This is a genomic window from Nocardioides sp. cx-173 (assembly GCF_021117365.1).
GTDB lineage: Bacteria > Actinomycetota > Actinomycetes > Propionibacteriales > Nocardioidaceae > Nocardioides.
In genome coordinates this window covers 2,417,426-2,436,182 of record NZ_CP088262.1, presented here as the reverse complement: position 1 = coordinate 2,436,182, position 18,757 = coordinate 2,417,426, and the positions used below count along the sequence as shown (strand labels likewise).

At 72.6% G+C, this 18,757-nt stretch carries 20 protein-coding genes; 11 read left to right on the top strand and 9 right to left on the bottom strand.

Going from position 1 to position 18,757, the window contains the following annotated elements; translation table 11 throughout:
* Positions 1–18: 18 nt before the first annotated feature.
* From LQ940_RS11815 to LQ940_RS11805, 3 genes are read right to left on the bottom strand one after another with little or no spacing between them, the layout of a single operon-like run.
* Positions 19–1,182 carry a thiolase domain-containing protein gene (locus LQ940_RS11815; protein WP_231243667.1) on the bottom strand — a complete coding sequence of 388 codons (1,164 nt, stop codon included), beginning with the start codon at positions 1,180–1,182 and terminating at the stop codon, positions 19–21.
* Positions 1,182–2,249, bottom strand: coding sequence for a thiolase domain-containing protein (locus LQ940_RS11810; protein WP_231243654.1), 1,068 nt, complete (start codon positions 2,247–2,249; stop codon positions 1,182–1,184). Before LQ940_RS11810 ends, LQ940_RS11815 begins: the two co-directional genes overlap by 1 nt.
* Before the next feature lie 10 nt (positions 2,250–2,259).
* A complete protein-coding gene (locus LQ940_RS11805; protein ID WP_231243653.1) occupies positions 2,260–3,318 on the bottom strand; it encodes a Zn-ribbon domain-containing OB-fold protein in 1,059 nt (352 codons plus the stop codon).
* Positions 3,319–3,376: 58 nt separating this feature from the next.
* On the opposite strand from LQ940_RS11805, the gene LQ940_RS11800 reads away from it, so the two are divergent.
* From LQ940_RS11800 to LQ940_RS11790, 3 genes are all read left to right on the top strand, one after another.
* Positions 3,377–4,420 carry an LLM class F420-dependent oxidoreductase gene (locus tag LQ940_RS11800; protein WP_231243652.1) on the top strand — a complete coding sequence of 348 codons (1,044 nt, stop codon included), beginning with the start codon at positions 3,377–3,379 and terminating at the stop codon, positions 4,418–4,420.
* 106 nt (positions 4,421–4,526) lie between these two features.
* Entirely contained in the window at positions 4,527–5,042 is a 516-nt protein-coding gene (locus tag LQ940_RS11795) for a SigE family RNA polymerase sigma factor (protein WP_231243651.1), read from the top strand.
* Positions 5,039–5,920, top strand: coding sequence for a hypothetical protein (locus tag LQ940_RS11790; RefSeq protein ID WP_231243650.1), 882 nt, complete (start codon positions 5,039–5,041; stop codon positions 5,918–5,920). Before LQ940_RS11795 ends, LQ940_RS11790 begins: the two co-directional genes overlap by 4 nt.
* On the opposite strand, the gene LQ940_RS11785 is transcribed toward LQ940_RS11790, so the two are convergent.
* Positions 5,917–6,459, bottom strand: coding sequence for a hypothetical protein (locus tag LQ940_RS11785; RefSeq protein ID WP_231243649.1), 543 nt, complete (start codon positions 6,457–6,459; stop codon positions 5,917–5,919). The genes LQ940_RS11790 and LQ940_RS11785 overlap by 4 nt on opposite strands.
* A gap of 79 nt (positions 6,460–6,538) precedes the next feature.
* On the opposite strand from LQ940_RS11785, the gene LQ940_RS11780 reads away from it, so the two are divergent.
* The 5 genes from LQ940_RS11780 to LQ940_RS11760 all read left to right on the top strand — a co-directional run bounded on the left by LQ940_RS11780 (position 6,539) and on the right by LQ940_RS11760 (position 10,508).
* Positions 6,539–7,567, top strand: a complete 1,029-nt coding sequence (locus LQ940_RS11780; RefSeq protein WP_231243648.1) for an Atu2307/SP_0267 family LLM class monooxygenase — start codon at positions 6,539–6,541, stop codon at positions 7,565–7,567.
* Between the two features lie 22 nt (positions 7,568–7,589).
* On the top strand, positions 7,590–8,609 hold the full coding sequence (locus LQ940_RS11775) for a hypothetical protein (protein ID WP_231243647.1): 1,020 nt from the start codon (positions 7,590–7,592) through the stop codon (positions 8,607–8,609).
* 73 nt (positions 8,610–8,682) lie between these two features.
* Positions 8,683–9,195: a VanZ family protein gene (locus LQ940_RS11770; RefSeq protein ID WP_231243646.1), complete on the top strand. Its 513-nt coding sequence runs from the start codon at positions 8,683–8,685 to the stop codon at positions 9,193–9,195.
* Between the two features lie 63 nt (positions 9,196–9,258).
* Entirely contained in the window at positions 9,259–9,606 is a 348-nt protein-coding gene (locus tag LQ940_RS11765; RefSeq protein ID WP_231243645.1) for a hypothetical protein, read from the top strand.
* Between the two features lie 29 nt (positions 9,607–9,635).
* Positions 9,636–10,508, top strand: a complete 873-nt coding sequence (locus LQ940_RS11760) for an alpha/beta fold hydrolase (protein ID WP_231243644.1) — start codon at positions 9,636–9,638, stop codon at positions 10,506–10,508.
* 22 nt (positions 10,509–10,530) lie between these two features.
* On the opposite strand, the gene LQ940_RS11755 is transcribed toward LQ940_RS11760, so the two are convergent.
* Together LQ940_RS11755 and LQ940_RS11750 are read right to left on the bottom strand one after the other, a co-directional pair.
* Positions 10,531–11,700: a hypothetical protein gene (locus LQ940_RS11755; protein WP_231243643.1), complete on the bottom strand. Its 1,170-nt coding sequence runs from the start codon at positions 11,698–11,700 to the stop codon at positions 10,531–10,533.
* 2 nt (positions 11,701–11,702) lie between these two features.
* On the bottom strand, positions 11,703–12,836 hold the full coding sequence (locus LQ940_RS11750; protein ID WP_231243642.1) for an SPFH domain-containing protein: 1,134 nt from the start codon (positions 12,834–12,836) through the stop codon (positions 11,703–11,705).
* 131 nt (positions 12,837–12,967) lie between these two features.
* On the opposite strand from LQ940_RS11750, the gene LQ940_RS11745 reads away from it, so the two are divergent.
* Positions 12,968–13,771, top strand: a complete 804-nt coding sequence (locus tag LQ940_RS11745) for a hypothetical protein (RefSeq protein WP_231243641.1) — start codon at positions 12,968–12,970, stop codon at positions 13,769–13,771.
* Positions 13,772–13,941: 170 nt separating this feature from the next.
* Here the strand turns inward: LQ940_RS11745 and LQ940_RS11740 are convergent, their stop codons facing one another.
* On the bottom strand, positions 13,942–14,502 hold the full coding sequence (locus LQ940_RS11740; protein ID WP_231243640.1) for a hypothetical protein: 561 nt from the start codon (positions 14,500–14,502) through the stop codon (positions 13,942–13,944).
* 76 nt (positions 14,503–14,578) lie between these two features.
* Here LQ940_RS11740 and fadD8 point away from each other — a divergent pair, with 76 nt between their 5' ends.
* A complete protein-coding gene (gene fadD8 / locus LQ940_RS11735; protein WP_231243639.1) occupies positions 14,579–16,177 on the top strand; it encodes a fatty-acid--CoA ligase FadD8 in 1,599 nt (532 codons plus the stop codon).
* On the top strand, positions 16,170–17,393 hold the full coding sequence (locus LQ940_RS11730; RefSeq protein ID WP_231243638.1) for a hypothetical protein: 1,224 nt from the start codon (positions 16,170–16,172) through the stop codon (positions 17,391–17,393). Before fadD8 ends, LQ940_RS11730 begins: the two co-directional genes overlap by 8 nt.
* A gap of 10 nt (positions 17,394–17,403) precedes the next feature.
* Here the strand turns inward: LQ940_RS11730 and LQ940_RS11725 are convergent, their stop codons facing one another.
* Both LQ940_RS11725 and LQ940_RS11720 read right to left on the bottom strand, forming a co-directional pair.
* The gene (locus LQ940_RS11725; RefSeq protein ID WP_231243637.1) at positions 17,404–17,961 is read right to left on the bottom strand and encodes a LemA family protein; all 558 of its coding nucleotides are present in this window, start codon (positions 17,959–17,961) and stop codon (positions 17,404–17,406) included.
* Positions 17,961–18,656 (bottom strand): DUF3137 domain-containing protein, encoded by a 696-nt coding sequence (locus tag LQ940_RS11720; RefSeq protein WP_231243636.1) that lies wholly within the window; start codon positions 18,654–18,656, stop codon positions 17,961–17,963. The genes LQ940_RS11725 and LQ940_RS11720 overlap by 1 nt, the downstream gene beginning before the upstream one ends.
* Positions 18,657–18,757 lie beyond the last annotated feature (101 nt).

Here is an 18,757-nt window from a genome sequence, read left to right as displayed (position 1 = left end):
TTCGCGGTGGGCGAACGCTCAGCTCGTCGGCTTGTCCGCGCCCACGACCCACATCGCGAAGAACTGCGAGCCGCCGCCGTACGCATGGCCCAGCGCCCGCCGCGCGCCGTCGACCTGGTGCTCGCCGGCGGCACCGCGCACCTGCAGTGCGGCCTCGCCGAAGCGCAGCATCCCGGACGCGCCGATCGGGTTGGACGACAGCACGCCGCCGGAGCAGTTGACCGGCAGCCGCCCCGTCATGGCCGTCTCGCCCGACTCGGTGAGCTTCCAGCCCTCGCCCTCGCCGGCGAAGCCGAGGCTCTCCAGCCACATCGGCTCGAACCACGAGAACGGCACGTAGATCTCGGCGGCGTCGATCTGCGCGAACGGATCGGTGATCCCGGCCTGCTTCCACAGGTACGCCGCGGCGTCACGGGAGGCCAACGGGTTGACCTGGTCGCGCTCGGCAGCCGAGGTCGACTCCGAGCGCATCACCGTCCCATGGATCCAGGCCGGGTTGGGCGAGGCGGCGGCGGTGTCCTCGTCGACGACGACCAGCGCGCAGGCGCCGTCGGAGGACGGGCACGTCTCGTCGTAGCGGATCGGGTCCCACAGCATCGTCGAGGCCAGCACCGACTCCACGGTCGTCCCCTCGTGCCGCAGGTGGGCGTAGGGGTTCTTCAGCGCGTTGGTGCGGTCCTTGGCGGCGACGACCGCACCCACGTGGGTGGGCGCCCCGGAGCGGCGGATGTAGGAGCGCACGTGCGGCGCGAAGTAGCCGCCGGCTCCCGCGTGCACCGGCATGTTGAACGGCAGCGGCACCGACAGCGCCCACATCGCGTTCGACTCCGACTGCTTCTCGTAGGCCACGGTCAGCACTCGCCGGTGCACGCCGGACTGCACGAGCGAGGCCGCCACGATCGCGGTCGAGCCGCCGACCGAGCCCGCGGTGTGCACGCGCAGCAGCGGCTTGCCCGCCGCTCCGAGCGACTCGGCCAGAAACAGCTCGGGCATCATCACGCCCTCGAACAGGTCCGGCGCCTTGCCCACGACGATCGCGTCGATGTCGTCGAGGGTGAGGTTCGCGTCGAGCAGGGCCCGATCGATGGCCTCGCGGCACAGGCCCGCCATCGAGACGTCCTGGCGCTTGGCGCGGTGGTGGGTCTGGCCGATGCCGACCACGGCGGCGAGCTGCTTGCCCATCACGCACCGACCCTTCCGTTGTCGGCGTCCAGGACGCACAGGAGGTTCTGCTGCAGGGCTGCGCCCGAGGTGGCGTGGCCGACCCCCTTGCCGATCTCTCCCGACCAGATCCGCTGCGCGGTCTCGCCGATGCGGATGCCGCCGCCGGAGAACATCGGGTTGCCGGCCAGCGCGCCGCCGGACGGGTTGATGCGCACGTCGTCGGCCAGGCCGAGCTCGCGGCGCAGCACCAGCTCCTGGTGGCTGAACGGCGCGTGCAGCTCGGCCACCTCGACGCCGTCGAGGTCGAGCCTGGCCGCGGCGTTGGCCGCGCTGGGGGCGCGGGTGAGGTCTCGAGTGCCGAGCCCGGGGGAGTCGACGAAGTGGGACAGGCCGGTGATCCAGGCCGGCCGATCCCGTACGTCGCGCGCCCGGTCGCCGGCGGCGAGCACCAGCGCCGCCGCGCCGTCGGTGACGGGCGCGCAGTCGTGCTTGCGCAGCGGGTCGGCGTACATCGGCCGGGCGAGCAGGTCCGCGACCGACGAGCCGCCTTTGCGGATCGCGTGGTCGTTCTTCTCCGCGTCGGTGAGCGAGCGGTGCGCGACCTCGGCCATCGCCCGCTCGTCCCAGAGCCCCGCGTCGATGCCGGCACGGGCCTGCAGCCCGGCCAGCGACACGGTGTCGGGCCACAGCGGGGTCATCGTGTAGGGGTCGAGCTGGAGCGCCAGAGTCCGGCGCAGGACCCCGGCCGAGCTCTTGCCGAACGCGTAGACCAGGGCGGTGTTGACCTCGCCGGTCTGGATCTTGATCCAGGCCTCGTACATCGCCCAGGCCAGGTCCATCTCGACGTGCGACTCGTTGATCGGCGGGGTCACGCCGATCGCGTCGACCGCCTGCACGAACGAGAACGAGCGCCCGGCGAGGTAGTCGGAGGAGCCGGAGCACCAGAAGCCGACGTCGCGCCGCGTCCACCCCGTCTGCTCGTAGCACTCGGCCAGGATCGGGACCAGCATCTCCACACAGGTCGGGGACCCGTCGAAGTCCGGCATCTGTCGCTGGGCGAACCCGACGACGGCGACGTCTCTCATGTTCTCGTCCTCAGAGGTGGCGCTGGTAGGTGTCGTAGTCCGCGTCCGGGTCGCCGGTGGGCGCGAAGTGGTCAATGTTCTCGAGCGAGTACGCCCACTCCTCGCGGGGCTTCCACACCGCCTCGACGCGCATGCCCATCCGGACCTCGTCGGCCGGCACGCCCAGGATCAGGTGGAGCAGGGCGATGTCGGCGCCGTCGAGCAGCACGTACGCCGAGACGTACGGTGGCGCGATCTTCTGGCCCAGGAACGGCACGTTGACGATGCAGAACGTCGTGATCGTGCCCAGCCCACTGAGCTCGACCTCGCCCTCGGTCGGCGTCCCGTCGGTGGGGCAGGCGCTGCGCGGCGGCACGTAGACCTTGTCGCAGGTCGGGCAGCGCTGGGCCAGGATCCGGCCCTCGTCGAGACCGCGGTAGAACGTCGACTCCTCAGGCGAGGCGGCGTACACGTAGTCGAGCGAGACCGGGGTGACCACCCCGGTCACGTCGCCCTCGGTGGTTGAGGTGCGAGCGGAGCGCTCGTCCTGAGGTGCGAGCCCGCGAGCCTCGAAGGGAGCCTCGAAACCACCGTCCGCGTCCGCCTCACCGGGTCTCGACAGCTCCGTGGCGCCGTCCGCTCCTTCGTCGCGGCCGGCTTCGGGCTCAAAGCATGCGATGTCGGTGATGTGCCCGACCCGCTCCTCGGCCCAGCGCACCTGCACCCGCATCCCGGTGCGGATCTCGGCGGGGGAGGCGACGTCGACGGCGTGCAGCATCGGCCTCGTCGCGCCGTCGAGGGTGACCAGCGCGAAGGCGAACGGCCGGTCGAAGGGCTGTCCCGCGACCGGCTCCGGGACCCAGGACCACGACGTGACCGTCCCGACCGGCTCGACCTCCACGAAGTCGGCCGTCTGCTCGTGGGTCACGGGGTCGTACTCCAGCGGTGGGACGACCACCTCGCCCTGCGAGGTGCGAGCGCCCACGAGCACCCCGTCGCGCAGCCCGGTGAGGAACCGGCCGAGCACCGGCCCGGTGGATCTGGTGTAGTCGAAGGCGACCGTGACCGGCGCGGACAGAGTGCGGGACATGGTTCGAAAGTGAAACACGTTCTAGATTTCGGGGCAAGCGTTTGGAAGGGTGGGCGCCATGAAACTCGGACTGCAGCTCGGCTACTGGGGCGCGCAGCCCCCGACGGGGACCGCGGAGCTGGTCGCGGCGGCCGAGGACGCCGGTTTCGACGCGATCTTCACCGCCGAGGCGTGGGGCTCCGACGCGTTCACGCCCCTGGCCTGGTGGGGTCGCGAGACCTCGAGGCTGCGCCTCGGGACCTCGATCGTCCAGATGTCCGGCCGCACTCCGACCTCCATCGCGATGCATGCGCTGACCCTCGACCACCTCAGTGGCGGGCGGGTCGTGCTGGGCATGGGCGTGAGCGGGCCCCAGGTCGTCGAGGGCTGGTACGGCCAGCCGTTCTCCAAGCCGCTGGCGCGCACCCGCGAGGTCGTCGACATCATCCGGCAGGTCCTGGCCCGTGAGGAGAAGGTCACCAACGACGGGCCGCACTACCCGCTGCCGTACGCCGGCCCCGGCTCGGTCGGCCTGGGCAAGCCGCTCAAGCCGATCGTGCACCCGCTGCGCGCCGACATCCCGATCTGGCTCGGCGCCGAGGGGCCCAAGAACGTCGCGCAGACGGCCGAGATCGCCGACGGCTGGATCCCGATCTTCTACACACCCGGCTCCGCGGCGATGTACCAGCCCTGGCTCGACGAGGGCTTCGCGCGGCCGGGCGCCCGTCGTACGCGCGACGACTTCGAGATCGCCGCCACCTGCCACGTACAGATCGTCTCCGGGTCCGAGGAGAAGGCCGCGGTGCTCGCGGGGATGAAGCCGGTGGTCGCCCTCTACATGGGAGGCATGGGCGCCAAGGCCCAGAACTTCCACAAGCAGGTCTTCGAGCGGATGGGCCACGAGGCGCTCGCCGACGAGGTGCAGCGGCTCTACCTCGAGGGGGAGAAGGACCGAGCGGTCGCGCTGATCCCCGACGACCTCGTCGACGACATGCACATCATCGGCACCGCCTCCGAGGTCAGGGAGCGCGCCGCGCAGTGGGAGGAGACCGGCGTGACCACGCTGCTGCTCAGCTGCCGCGACGCCGCAGAGGTCCGCGCCATCGCCGAGGTGCTGGCCTGACGCCCGTGGCCCATGGGGATGCCGTCTCGGAGATCTCCTGGGGTGCGCCGCCCAACCGGACCCGCTCCGCCGGCGTCCTCAGTGGTGTGAACATGAGGGAGACGCCGTGAGCAGCCGGCGCACGGACGAGGAGTACGCCGCGCTCGTGACGGCGGCGTGGGGGCCGCTGTACCGCACGGCGTACCTCCTGGTCGGCAACCATGCCCTGGCCGAGGACCTCGTGCAGACCGCGCTGACCAACACCTACGTCTCGTGGCACCGGGTGCGGGACCTGGGCGCGGCCCGGGCCTACGCGCGGACCGCGGTCGTGCGCGCCGCCATGTCCTGGTTCCGCAGCCGGGCCCGTCGCCCCGAGCACCTGACCGACGTCCTCCCGGAGACGCCGTACTCACCCGACCACTCGGTGCGGCCGGCGTTGATGGCCGCGCTGGGCGACCTGCCGCCCCGGCAGCGCGCGGTCGTGGTGCTCCGCTTCTACGAGGACCTGAGCGTCGCCGAGGCCGCCCGGGTCCTGGGGTGCAGCGAGGGCACCGTCAAGAGCCAGACCTCCGCGGGGCTCGGCAGGCTCCGGGCGCTCCTCGGCGACTCCATCGACTTCAGCACCGAAGGGACGCCGTCATGACCGACCAGCTCCGGCACCTGCTCCGCGACGAGGCTCAGCACCTCGATGTCCCACTGCCCCCCGTCCACGCGATCCTCCAGGACGGCCGGCGCCGCCGCCGCTCCCACCGCACCCGAGGCGTGCTCGCGGTGGCGGCGTCCGTGGCGGTGGCGATCGGAGGGATCGGCGTCGCCTCCCGGCTCGGCGACGAGGGGCGGGGTGGGGCTCCGGACCCCGCCGATCGGGCCACCTCGGCGCCCACCTCCGCGCCGACCTCGGACCAGAGCGTGGTCCAGCGCCCGGTCCGCGTCTCGGGCAACGGCGTCGGGGACCAGGCGTTCGGCGCCCCCGCCGAGGGCGTGCTGGCCGCGGTCACGACCCGGCTCGGCGAGCCCGACCTCACGGTCGGCCCGATCTCCTACGCCAAGATCCCGGGCAGCGACGGCTGGTTCGAGCAGGCCGACGACCCGACCTCCCTGAGCTGGGGGTACCCCGTGGTCTCGGTGGCCTGCTGGGGGCAGCTGTGCCTGGTCTTCGGCGGGGACGAGGCGGGCGCGCTGGCGTTGCGCGGCTGGGAGCTGTCGGACAGGCGGCGATGGGCGGCCACCGAGGACTCCGCGAAGGCCGCCACCCGCCTCGACGTGAGCCTGGCCGGCTCTGGGCTCCGCCTCGGCGACAGCTGGCAGCGGCTGCACGCCGCCTACCCCGGCACGGTCGTGGGTGGCGGGGAGGGAGCCTCCGTGGTGGTCGACGAGACCCCCTGGCCCGGCATCTTCGACGGGGTGGGCGCCTGGCGCCTGTCCGGCACCTCGGACGGCACCCGCCCGAGGTCGGCGCCTGCGGGCGCCGTGGTCACCCGACTGTCCGCGGGCGAGGGACCCGAGCCGGGATGCTGCTAGGGCCCGCTGAGCACGAGGTCGACGGCGCTCACCCGCTCGTCGTCGTCGAGGTACAGCGTCACCGCGTAGTCGCTGAAGCAGTCGCGCAGGTCCGGGTCCGGCCGGATCCACGCCAGCGGGGTCGCGTCCACGTCGGCTCGCGGCAGGTCGGCTGTGCACCCCACCGTCTGCGGGGCCGCCTCCTCCACCACCGGTCCGGCGCCGGGCGCCTCGTCCTGGCCGATGGTCGAGAGCGGGGAGACCGGGCAGTCGCGTCCCTCGTACGTCGTATCGCCGGCGTGGCAGCCGTCCCAGGTGTCGGGGTCGTCGGCGAAGGAGGGCACGAACTCCGCCACCAGGGCGCCGTGCACGTAGTAGCGGACGACGCCCGCCCACCGCACCTGCGACTCCTCGCCCTGGGCGAAGGCGACGAACGCGGCGGCGGCGTCGGCCGCGGCGGCCGCCCGGTCGGCGGCCGCGGGTGACGGCGGCCCGTTCTCGTGGCCGGTGCACGCGGACAGCGCCAGGACCAGCGTCGCCGCGAGTGCGGCACACCTCACGTGCATCGAGCCCCTCCCCAGGTCTACCCGCTACGACGCTCGGGCGGCCCGAATCGTTGCATGCTGGTTGAATCGCAGCATGCATCTCGGCGTCGACAGCTTCGTGTCCACGGTCACCGACCCGAGGACGGGCCACGTCGTCGGCCCCGCGGAGCGCCTGGAGCACCTCCTCGAGGAGATCGCGCTCGCCGACCGGGTCGGCCTGTACTCGTTCGGGATCGGGGAGCACCACCGCAGCGAGTACTACGACTCCGCGCCCCCGGTGATCCTCGCCGCCGCGGCCGCCCGCACCGAGCGGATCCGGCTCGGCAGCGCCGTGACCGTGCTGAGCGCGGCCGACCCGGTGCGGGTCTTCCAGCAGTTCGCCACCCTCGACCTGCTCTCGAAGGGCCGGATCGACCTGGTTGTGGGCCGCGGCTCGTTCACCGAGGCGTTCCCCCTGTTCGGGCTGGACCTGGCCGACTACGACTCGCTCTTCACCGAGAAGCTCGAGCTGCTGCTGCGCCTGCGCGACGACGAGGAGGTCACCTGGTCCGGGCGGCACCGCCCGGCCCTGGACCGGCAGCGGGTCTATCCGCGACCGCTCCAGGACCCGCTCCCGATCTGGGTCGGTGTCGGCGGCACCCCGGAGTCGTTCGCCAGGGCGGGGCTGCTCGGCCTGCCGCTGATGGTCGCGATCATCGGTGGGGAGCCGCGCCAGTTCGCCCCGCTCGTCGACCTCTACCGGCGTGCGGGCGCGCAGGCCGGCCACCCGCCCGAGCGGCTCCAGGTCGGGCTGCACGTGTTCGGCTTCGTGGCCGAGAGCACCCGGGCGGCCGCCGACACCATCTACCCGGGCTGGGAGGAGATGTTCACCAAGGTCTCTCGCGAGCGCGGGTTCCCGCGCCCCACGCGCGCGCAGTTCGACGCGACGTCGGGCCCCGACGGCGCGTTCTTCATGGGTGACCCGCAGACCGTGGCGGACAAGATCCGGCGCGTCGCCGACCAGCTGGGCGGCGTGGACCGGCTCTCGCTGCAGATGACCAACCCGCGACTGGCCCACGCGGACCTGCTGCGCGGCATCGAGCTCCTCGGCACCGAGGTGGTCCCGCTGGTCGCCGACGTCTGACCCGCTCCCGTACGGTCATGCCGTGCCCACCAGTGAGTCCCTCGCGCAGCAGCTCCTCGACGCCCAGGTCGCCTTCCACCTCGAGCACCTGAGCGGTGACCGGCTGGCCGAGACCGTCACCCGGCTGGCGCAGGATGCCCTCGAGGCCGCCGGCCGGCACCCGATCGGGGACCTGGTCGACGCCGACGCCGTCAAGGAGATCGTCGCGCGCTCGCTCGCGACGGTGCCCGGCAGCGCGGCCGTCGGCGGCTTCGTCGAGCTCGCCGCCCAGGTCGTGTACGACGGACCGGCGGCGGCGTACCCGCTCGGCGACCTCGTCGACCGCGACCAGGTCGCGGCCGTGCTCGACGAGCTCCTGGCGCTCACGCCGGCGTTGGAGCGCGGCCTGGCACGGCTGACGGCCAGCCCTCTGGTGGGGACGATGGCCTCGCGCTTCATGGGCCGCATCGTCGGCGAGGTGCTGCAGGCCAACAAGGCCGTCGCCGACAAGGTGCCGGGCCTGGGCAGCCTGATGTCGTTCGGGACGAGCGCGGCGTCGCGGATGATGGGCGCCGCCGACAAGCAGTTCGAGGGCCTGATCGGCGACACCGTCGGCAAGGGCGGCTCCTTCGCCGTGGGCCGCCTCAACCGGATCGTGATCGAGACGCTGCGCGACCCGACGACCCGCGCGGCGGTCCTGCAGGTCTGGGACCTCGCGGCCGAGCGACCGGTCGTCGGGGTCGAGGACCCGGCGACGCGCAAGGAGCTCGCCGGGCTGGTCGACGCCGTGCACGAGCTCGTCGTCTCCACCCTCGCCCACGAGGAGGTCGCGCGCCTCGGCGACGCCGTCGTGGACGCCCTCCTGGAGCGCTTCGGCGGCTACACGGCACCGGAGCTGCTCGACGAGCTCGACCTGGACCGGGACGAGCTGGTCGCCGACCTGGTGCGGCTCGCGCCCGGCGTCGTGGACGCGCTGCGGGAGGCCGGCGACCTCGAGCGGCTGGTGCGCGCCCGGCTCGAGCCGTTCTACTCCTCGCCCGAGGTGCGCCGGCTCCTGGGCTGAGCAGGCACCTGCGGGCCACGCGTCGGTACCCAGGGTGGAGGCCGCGCCCGGAGGCGGATCCTAGGCTCGACTCGTGATCACCACCATCCTCATCGAGCACCCGTGGCTGTCCCCGGCGGCGCTCACGCTGCTGCTGGTCGTCGGACCGTTCGCGGGGGCCTGGCTGAGCACCCGGCGGGGGCTGGCCTGGGCGCTCACCTGCGCCTCGCTCGTCCCGGTGGCGCTGCTGACCCTGGTGCCGGTGGACCGGCAGCTGTACTCACGCTGCGAGGTGGCCTGGAGCGTGCCCACGATCGCGCGGGTCGAGCTGGCCGCCAACGTCGTCCTCTTCGTCGCGCCGGTGCTGCTCGCTGCGGTGGCGACGCGGAGCCCGGCGCTGGCCCTGGCCTTCGGCACCGGCCTCTCGGCGGCGGTGGAGGCCGTCCAGGCGCTGCTGCCCGCGTTGGGGCGCTCGTGCTCGACCAACGACTGGCTGGCCAACAGCGTCGGGTCGGTGATCGGTGCCGTACTCGGACTGCTGGCACTCCACCTCGCCCGCGAGTGGCGCCACGTGCGGCAACCTGCACAGGACCTCCACACGTCCTGACCACCTCCTCACCGGCGCCGTCCCTAGCGTCGGACGCATGACCTTCGCAGCGAACGTGGACCGATGACCCGCCACCGGCTCGGTCTCGCCCTCACCGGCGCGACGGCGCTCTTCCTGGTGCTCGCCTCGGGCGCCCTCGGCATTCTGGGGCCCGGGGGACGCCCCGACCGGGTCTACGCCGCCGTCCTCGCCGTCCTGGTGCTCGGCGCCGCCCTCTCCCGGCTCCGGTCGCCCGGGATGGCGCTCACGCTGCTCGCCACCGCCGCCACCCAGGCCGCGGTCACCGCCGCGGCCCTCGCCACAGGCCTGCCGCCGGAGGGTTCCTCGGTCGTCGACGTCCTGGGCGTCAACGCCATGTTCGTCGCGCTGTGGGGCCTGTGCGCCTGGTTGGTCCGCGCCCGGGAGCGATGAGTTTGCCAGGCGGCCCCGGTCCATCGTGCATGCCCACCACCCACGTGCTCGAGACCCCCGAGGTCGACCTCGCCTACGACGTCTACGGCCCGCTGCCCAGCGCCGACGGACGACCCCCGCTGCTCCTCGTCGGCCAGCCGATGGACGCCGGCGGGTTCGCCACGCTGGCCTCGCTGCTCCCGGACCGCACGGTGGTCACCTACGACCCCCGCGGCCTGGGCCGCAGCACCCGCAAGGACGGACGGCTCGACCACACGCCGGAGTCGCAGGCCGAGGACCTGCACGCGCTCGTGGAGGCGCTCGGAGCCGGCCCCGTGGACCTGTTCGGCAGCAGCGGCGGCGCGGTGACCGGCCTCGCGCTCGTCACGGCGTACCCCGGCGACGTGCTCGCGCTGGTCGCGCACGAGCCGCCGCTGATCCCGGTGCTGCCCGACGCCGAGGCCGCCGAGCGCGCCCGCGCGGCCGTGCGCGACGCCTACGAGGCCAGCGGGATGGGCGCGGGCATGGCGACCTTCATCGCGATGACCTCCTGGCAGGGGGAGTACACCGACGAGTACTTCGCGCGCCCCGCGCCGGACCCGGCGTCCTTCGGGCTGCCGAGCGAGGACGACGGCACCCGTGACGACCCCCTGCTCTCGGACCGCTCGTGGGCCGTCAGCGGGTACCGGCCGGACGCGGCAGCCCTGGCGGCCGCGCCCACCCGGGTCGTGGTCGCCGTGGGGGAGGAGTCGGCCGGCACCTTCACCGGACGCACGTCCCTCGCGACCGCCGCGCTGCTCGGCCAGGAGGCGACCGTGTTCCCCAGCCACCACGGCGGGTTCCTCGGCGGCGAGCACGGGTACGCCGGACAGCCGGAGGCCTTCGCCGCCAGGCTGCGAGCCGTCTTGGACGGTGCTGGCTGACGGGCCGGCTGACGGGCCGGCGCTACCCCGGTGACAGGCCGCCGATCGCTGCGCCGATCGCCCCGGTGGCCGAGGAGTCCCGGGCGTTCATCACCAGGAGCACCACCAGGGCGATCACGACCAGGGCGACCAGGACCGCGAGGGTGATCTTCACCGCGGAGTAGGGGCGGTCGCCGGTGACCTTGCCGGTGTGGGCGTTGACCATCACCTGCCACTGCTTGCCCGCGTGCAGGTACGTCGCCAGCCACAGCGGCAGCAGCACCAGCTTGAACAGCACCTGGGCGTAGGTCACGTCCAGGTGGTGCACGCGCTGCTCGTCGCCGCCGATGTCGCTGCGCACGTCCTGCTCGATGGTGCCGCGCATCTCCTCCCGAGCCTGGGTCGAGCCGTCCTGCGGCTCGACGTCGTAGCGCAGTGCGGAGTAGCCCGAGAGGTACTCGGGCTGGTAGGCGACGGCCGTCTCGAGGCGCCAGGGCCCCATCTCGTCGAGGCGCTTCTGCGGTAGGCGCTCGGTCGCCGGGACGAGCACGTCGTCGAAGGCGCGCGTGACGTGCCCCTGGGCGTCGTACCACCGGGTGTGCCGCTCCTGGTAGGTCTCGGTGCGGGTGCCGCCCTTGCCGTCGGAGACCTGCCGGGTCTTGGTGACGTAGTAGTGCTCCCCACGCTCGCCCCGGTAGTCCGTCGCGGTCCGAGCGTCGAAGGTCCAGTGGGGGACGTAGGTGCCGACCAGCGACTCGGTCGAGCCGATCTTCTTCAGTGCGTTGGGTGCGAACCACCGCGAGCCGATCCAGCCCTTGAAGGCCTTCTGGGCGGCGCCGCTGTCGACCTCGAACGGGACCACCGCCTCGGGGGCCACCACCCCGTCGGGCGTCGAGAGCGCGATCAGGTGGCCACTGCAGAACTGGCAGGTCTCGGCCAGGTCGAAGGTCTCGACCTGCGCCCCGCATCCCTGGCAGCGCAGGACCTGCTTGCCGAGCAGTGCCACCTTGGCGTGGGAGTTGCGCGCCATCCACTCGTCGAAGGAGTGCTCGTCGACGGTGGTGTCGGCGCCGGCCTCGATGCTGTGCTCGGCACCGCACGCGCCACAGCGAAGGAGCGTCGTGCCCGGGGCGTAGGTCACCTGGGAGCCACACGTCGGGCAGGACGCGAACAGCGCCTCGCTCGGCGTGAGCGGGGGAGGCGTGCTGGACATGCTCATGCCTCCGGGGGAAGCGGCGGCGGGGTGCTCGCGAAGAGCCCGGCCAGCTCCGGCACCTCGCCGGCGGGCTGCCAGGAGGACATCGCCTCACACCACACCAGCGTCTCGCGGCTCAGCTGCTCGGCGGCGACCTTGGCGGGCAGCGCGGAGGCCGCGAAGGGGCCTGCCTGCTGACCGTTGACGGCGATGTACCACTGCGTACCACCCCCGCCCGGGAGCGGCGGGGGGCTGGCCGGGGCGGCCTGCTGGGCGCCGGCGACGGCACCGGCCGCCGCCTGTCCCAGACCCATCCCCACGACCATGCCGGTGCCCTGCCCGGCGGCCCCCGGGTTGTTGGCGGCGTCCTCCAGCGCGTTGGCGGCCTGGAACTTCGTGTACTGGTCGAGGTTGCCGAGGATGCCCATCTGGCTGCGCTTGTCCAGCGCCTCCTCGACCTCGGGCGGCACCGAGATGTTCTCGATGACGAAGCGCGGCAGCGCGATGCCGAACTCCGCCAGGCTGGCGCTCAACGTCCCGACGAGCTGCTGCGAGATCGCCTGCTGGTTCGCGGCCAGGTCCAGCATCGGGACGTTGGCCGTGGCGAGCGCCGAGGTGACCGCCGCGACGATGTTCTGGCGCAGGAACTCCGACACCTCGTCGGTGCGGAAGTCCGGGTCGGTCCCCACGAGCTGCCGCAGCAGGACCGCGGCGTCGGTGACCCGCAGCGCGTACGTGCCGAAGGCGCGCAGGCGCACCATGCCGAACTCCGCGTCGCGCACGGTGAAGGGGTTCTGGGTGCCCCACTTCAGGTCGGTGTACTGCCGAGTGCCGACGAAGTAGACCTCGGCCTTGAACGGCGAGTTGAAGCCGTACTTCCAGCCCTTGAGCGTGCTGAGGATGGGCAGGTTCTGGGTGGTGAGCTCGAAGGTGCCCGGGGTGAAGACGTCGGCGATCTGGCCCTCGCTCACGAACACCGCCGTCTGACCCTCGCGGACGATCAGCTGGGCACCGTTCTTGATCTCGTTGCCCTGGCGGGGGAACCGCCACACGATCGTGTCGCGACTGTCGTCGAGGAACTCGACGATGTCGATGAACTGACCGCGCACCTTGTCCATGAAGCTCATCCGGTCGTGCTCCTTCGTCTGCGACACCTGGTGTGCCGTCGGCGGCCCCACGCTACCGTCGGCGCCGGACCCGCGTACGGCCTTCGGTGCACCCGCTCGGCGCGTCGCGAGCGTCGGCAGGACCCGGACGCGCTGGCACGCCGACGTAGGATCCGGGGATGGACCTGATCCTGTTGTTGCTGGTGGTCGCGGCGGTCGCCGCGGTGTGGCTCGTGGCCGAGCGGCGCAAGCAGTCCGGTGAGCTCACCCGCCGCGAGACGGAGCTCGCCCCGGTCCGCAAGCTCGCCTTCGAGGACATCACCGCGCTGGGCGAGGACCTGCGCCAGCTCGATGCGGAGATGGCCGGGCACGAGCTGGACGCCGGCGCCAACGCCGACTACCAGCGGGCCCTCGACTCCTACGAGTCGGCCAAGGCGGCCGGCGACGCGCTGACCCGGCCCGAGGACGTCCGCCACGTCACCGAGATCATCGAGGACGGCCGCTACGCGATCTCCTGCGTGCGCGCCCGGGTCGTCGGCGCGCCGCTGCCGACGCGCCGCGCGCCGTGCTTCTTCGACCCGCGCCACGGGCCGTCGGTGACCGACGTGCCCTACGTCCCGCCCGACGGGGTGGAGCGGGACGTCCCCGCGTGCGCCCTGGACGCCGAGCGGGTGCGCGCCGGCGCCGACCCCGACACCCGCAAGGTGATGGTCGGCGCCCAGCGGGTGCCGTACTACCAGGGCGGCCGCGCCTACGAGCCCTATGCCGCCGGCTACTTCGGCGCCTTCGGCCCCCTGACCTGGATGTTCATGGGCGGCATGATGTTCGGCGGCTTCGGCGACGGCGGGTACGGCGGTGGTGACGGTGGTGACGGCGGCGGTGACGGTGGCGGGGGCGACGGCGGTGACTCCGGCGGGGGCTTCGACGGCGGTGGCGACGCGGGCGGCTTCGACGGCGGCGGCTTCGACTTCGGCGGGTTCTAGCCGAGGCGGCTGACCCGGGATGGATACCCGGTCAGCCGGGTATCCCGTCGCTTGTCAGGGGTTGCAACCCCTGACAAGCGCCAGGATCGCCCGCGGAGTACGGCGTCCGCGGCTCGGCCGGCTCGCCCCTTCGCCAGCGAGGACCGGCAACGCGCCGGAGCGATCGTCGGTCACCCCAGGCCCGCCAGCCAGGCGTCGAACATCCGGGCGACGAGCCCGTGGCTCGCCACCGAAGCCGCGACGTCGCCGGGGACCCGGAGGACGTGGTCGCCCGCGACGACGCGGCGCTCGCCCGGAAGGGCGTCGAGCACGTCCCGGCTGAGGTACGGGTCCTCCGAACCGATGACGACGAGCTGCGCGGCCGGGTAGGTGAGCAGCGGTGCGGCGGCGTCGGGCTCGTTGAGCAGCGGGGTGAGCCACGCGGCGTCGTACCCGCGTGCTGCCGCGCGTGCGGCGGCCAGGGTGCCCAGCGACTTGCCGACGACGAGCACCCGTCCGTCGTAGCCGCCGACGGCCGCGTCGAGCTGGTCGCCGACCCACGTGATCTCGTCGGCGCCGCCGCCCCGGGCCGGCGCCTCCCACCACACCTGGCGCACGTCCCAGCCACGGTCGAGCGCGACCTGGGTGGCGAAGAAGAGCAGCGGGCCGTCGGCGGTGTACTGCCGCCCGGGCAGCACCACGCAGCGGCCGACGGACGCGCCCTCGGGCGCCAGGTCGACGTAGCGGGTCATGGGGAGAGCCTCGGTGTCGCCCGCACCCGGCACAACCCCCGTTGCCCCAATCTAGAACGCGTTCTAGTCTGCTCCGGTGACCTCCACCGCGACGGACAGCCTGCGCACCGGGACCCACAACGGCAACCTGATGGTGGCCGCGCTCAAGCGCCACCGCGACCAGGACGTCATGCACCTCGGCGACACGACGCTCACGGGCGGCGAGGTGGCCGAGCAGATGTCGCGCTACGTGCAGGCGTTCGAGGCGCTCGGCGCCGGGGCGGGTACGTCGGCCGCGTTGCTGGCGCTGAACCGGCCGGAGGTGCTGTTCGTCCTGGGCGCCGGCCAGACGCAGGGCTACCGGCGTACGTCGCTGCACCCGCTGGGCTCCGCCGACGACCACGCCTACGTCATCAACGACGCGGGCATCACGACCTTGGTCATCGACCCCTACTTCACCGAGCGTGCGCTGGCGCTGCTCGAGAAGTGCCCGGGCCTCACCCGGGTGCTCACCATCGGCCCGGTGCCGCAGGAGCTCGAGCACGTCGGTACCGACCTGGTGGCGGCGGCCGCCACGTTCGACGCGCAGCCGCTCCAGTCCCCGGTGCTGCCGCCCGACCACATCGTCTCGATCACCTACACCGGGGGCACGACCGGCAAGCCCAAGGGCGTCATCGGGACGGCGGCGGCGATGGCGACGATGACGCAGGTCCAGCTCGCCGAGTGGGAGTGGCCGCAGCGCCCCCGCTTCTTGATGTGCACGCCGCTGAGCCACGCCGGCGCGGCGTTCTTCGTGCCGACCGTGATCAAGGGCGGGTCGCTGCACGTGCTCTCGCGATTCGACCCGGCCGAGGTGCTCCGGACGATCGAGGAGCAGCGGATCACGGCCACGATGCTGGTGCCGTCGATGCTCTACGCGCTCATGGACCACCCGGACTCGCACACCCGCGACCTGTCGTCGCTGGAGACCGTCTACTACGGCGCCTCGGCGATCAACCCGGTGCGGCTCAAGGAGGCGATCGAGCGGTTCGGGCCGATCTTCGCCCAGTACTACGGCCAGTCCGAGGCACCCATGGTGATCAGCTACCTGTCGAAGTCCGACCACGCGACCGGCGACGACCGCCGGCTGTCGTCGTGCGGGCGGCCGTCGGCCTTCCTGCGTACGGCGCTGCTGGGCGAGGACGGCCGACCGGTGCCGGTGGGGGAGCCCGGCGAGATCTGCGTGTCCGGGTCGCTGCTGGCCGGCGGCTACTGGAACCTCCCCGACGAGACCGCCGAGACCTTCCGCGACGGCTGGATGCACACCGGCGACGTGGCACGCGAGGACGAGGACGGCTTCTGGTACATCGTCGACCGCACCAAGGACATGATCGTCACCGGCGGGTTCAACGTGTTCCCCCGCGAGGTTGAGGACGTCGTCGCCGAGCACCCCGCGGTCGCCCAGGTGGGCGTCATCGGGACGCCGGACGAGAAGTGGGGTGAGGCCGTCACGGCCGTCGTCGTGCTCCGTCCGGGAGCGGAGCTGACCGGCGAGGTCCGGGCCGAGATCACGCAGCTGGTCAAGGAGCGCAAGGGCGCCGTCCACGCCCCCAAGCAGATCATTATCGCCGACGCGCTGCCGCTCACCGGGCTCGGCAAGCTGGACAAGAAGGCCCTGCGGGCGCAGTACTGGACGGGCGAGCGCTCCGTTGGCTAGCCGCTACGCCTCGCTGTCCCGGCAGGAGCTCGCGACGCTGGTGCCCGAGCTGCTGCTCATCGGGCAGCTGATCGACCGCTCCGGCATGGCCTGGTGCATCTCGGCCTGGGGACGCGAGGAGATGGCGCAGGTCGCCATCGAGGAGTGGTCCGGCGCCTCGCCCGTCTACACGCGCCGCATGCAGGACGCGCTCGGCTACCGGGGCACCGACGTGGTCACGATCTTCAAGGGACTGCAGCTCGACATCGGAGCGCCGCCGCAGTTCATGGACTTCCGCTACACCGTGCACGATCCCTGGCACGGCGAGTTCCACCTCGACCACTGCGGCGCGCTGATAGACGTGGAGCCGATGGGGGAGCCGTACGTCGTGTCGATGTGCCACGACATCGAGGACCCCACCTTCGACGCCACCGCGGTCGCGACCAACCCCCGGGCGCAGGTGCGCCCCGTGCACCGTCCGCCCCGGTCCTCGCCCCAGGAGCACCCGCACTGCCGCTGGACGGTCACCATCGACGAGTCGTTCCCGCCCGTCGCGCCACTGCCGGCCTACGACGAGGTGGCGCTCACGTACGCCGCCACGGTCGCGCTCGACCCGATCGACCCCGCCGACGCGGGCCTCTCCGACTACTCCGGGCCGCTGCTCTCCGACCTCGACTTCGCCGCGTTCTCGCACTCCGCGATGGTGCGCATCGCCGACGAGGTGTGCCTGCAGATGCACCTGCTGAACCTGTCGTTCGAAGTGGCGGTGCGAAAGCGTGCCACCAGCGAGGCGATGGCGCGCGAGATCTGCACCAAGCAGCTCATCGGCATCGCCGGGCTCGCGGCCGAGCGCCTGCACCGCGCGCTGCGGCTGCCCGAGGGGATCCCCGGCGCGATGCGGGTCCTCGAGCTGCACCCGCTGCTCAACCCGGCGGCCTACCACGACGCGGTCGTGGGGGAGGCGTCCGTGACCGTCGGCCCCTCCCCGGCCTCCGCCGACGGGGGTTGGGCCGCGCTTCTCGGGCCCGAGAGCCCCGAGTCGCTCCAGGCGATCGTGCGCGCCGTCGACCCCTGTCTGGACGTCGAGGTCGTCGGCGGCGACGAGGCCTTCACCGCCCACGTCGTACGGCGTGAGGTCGCCGCCCCGGAGGCGGGCGAGGTCGCGGTCACCCGCTTCAGCACGGGTGCGACCTTCGCCTTCCAGCCGCGCCGGTCGCTGCCGATCACCCCGGTCTGAGCCGGAGGCCTCAGACCTGTGGCACGGCCCTGGCGGCCGGGTCGTGCAGCTCGAAGAAGTCGCGAGCGGTGAAGCCGAACATCCCCGCGACCAGGTTGGAGGGGAAGGTGCGGATGCGGGTGTTGTAGGCGCGGACGTTGCCGTTGTAGAAGCGCCTCGCCGCCGCGATCCGGTCCTCGGTGTGGGTGAGCTCGCGCTGCAGCTGCAGGAAGCCGTTGTGGGCCTTGAGGTCGGGGTAGGCCTCGGCGCGCACGAGCACGGAGGCGATCGCGCCGCCGAGGGTGTCCTCGTAGGACTCACGCTGCGCGGGCTGGTCGCGCGAGTGCGCCGTGGCGGCCTCGCGGGCGACGACGAGCTGCTGCAGCAGCGCCTGCTCGTGGGCGGCGTACCCGCGCACCGTCTCGACCAGGTTGGGGATCAGGTCGTGGCGGCGGGTCAGCTCGACGTCGATGCCGCCCCAGGACTCGTCCACGAGGGTGCGCTGGCGCACGAAGCGGTTGTACATCACCACCACGGACAGCAGGAGGACCAGCGCCACGGCCAGGCACGCCAGGACGAGGACGACCATCACTGCCCCCGCAGGGTGCGCCACACGTGCTCGGGCACCCGGTCGAGGATCGCGTCCATCACGGCCAGCGTGGCGTCGACCTCGTGCGGCTCGTGGTGTCCGGCGCGCACCATGAGCATCGAGTCGCCCTCGAAGCGCCACCCGAGCGCCGGCCACTGCAGCAGCATCTGCATCATCTGCGGGTGCAGCACGTCGGAGGCGAACCTCCGGTCGTGGGCGAGCACCGTGAACGCCCGGTTGAAGTCCTCCGACTCCAGCTCGATGTCGCGGTTGGTCAGGCGCCCGAAGAAGCGACCCACGGGCCCCTCGGGCGACACCGCGAGCGGCGGCACGGGCAGGCCGAGCGACATGGCGACGACCGAGTAGGTGTGGGTCTCCGTGGAGCTGTTCTCGCCGCTGCCGCTGCTGGTCGTGTAGCGGTAGTCGAACGCCACCATCGGGCGCCCGTCGTGGGCGCCGTACAGGCAGTTGGTCGCCCGCCGGCTGCTGCCGGTCCCGAACGGGTCGCCGCTGAAGCGGGTGACCAGGGAGCCGTCGGACTCCCGGTAGGTCCAGCCGCGCGCCGCCGCGAACGCCGTCATCCCCTCGCGCCGCCGCTTGGCCTGAACCATGCTGACGACGAACACCACCACGACCAGCGCGATGAAGCCGAGGAAGAGCAGCCCGAAGCTGCCGCCGAAGACTGACGTGAGCACGGGAGCAGGCTAGAGGAGCCCGGACCAGACCACCCGGACTTCCGGAATGCCGATCTGGAAAACGTTATCGACAACGATTGACAAGTGCCGTCTCCGGTGAC

Bases quoted from the DNA above. Each gene is read 5' to 3' on its own strand.
- LQ940_RS11815 (WP_231243667.1), bottom strand. From the start codon at position 1,182: ATGGGCAAGCAGCTCGCCGCCGTGGTCGGCATCGGCCAGACCCACCAC.
- LQ940_RS11810 (WP_231243654.1), bottom strand. From the start codon at position 2,249: ATGAGAGACGTCGCCGTCGTCGGGTTCGCCCAGCGACAGATGCCGGAC.
- LQ940_RS11805 (WP_231243653.1), bottom strand. From the start codon at position 3,318: ATGTCCCGCACTCTGTCCGCGCCGGTCACGGTCGCCTTCGACTACACC.
- LQ940_RS11800 (WP_231243652.1), top strand. From the start codon at position 3,377: ATGAAACTCGGACTGCAGCTCGGCTACTGGGGCGCGCAGCCCCCGACG.
- LQ940_RS11790 (WP_231243650.1), top strand. From the start codon at position 5,039: ATGACCGACCAGCTCCGGCACCTGCTCCGCGACGAGGCTCAGCACCTC.
- LQ940_RS11780 (WP_231243648.1), top strand. From the start codon at position 6,539: ATGCATCTCGGCGTCGACAGCTTCGTGTCCACGGTCACCGACCCGAGG.
- LQ940_RS11765 (WP_231243645.1), top strand. From the start codon at position 9,259: ATGACCCGCCACCGGCTCGGTCTCGCCCTCACCGGCGCGACGGCGCTC.
- LQ940_RS11760 (WP_231243644.1), top strand. From the start codon at position 9,636: ATGCCCACCACCCACGTGCTCGAGACCCCCGAGGTCGACCTCGCCTAC.
- LQ940_RS11755 (WP_231243643.1), bottom strand. From the start codon at position 11,700: ATGTCCAGCACGCCTCCCCCGCTCACGCCGAGCGAGGCGCTGTTCGCG.
- LQ940_RS11745 (WP_231243641.1), top strand. From the start codon at position 12,968: ATGGACCTGATCCTGTTGTTGCTGGTGGTCGCGGCGGTCGCCGCGGTG.
- LQ940_RS11740 (WP_231243640.1), bottom strand. From the start codon at position 14,502: ATGACCCGCTACGTCGACCTGGCGCCCGAGGGCGCGTCCGTCGGCCGC.
- LQ940_RS11725 (WP_231243637.1), bottom strand. From the start codon at position 17,961: ATGGTCGTCCTCGTCCTGGCGTGCCTGGCCGTGGCGCTGGTCCTCCTG.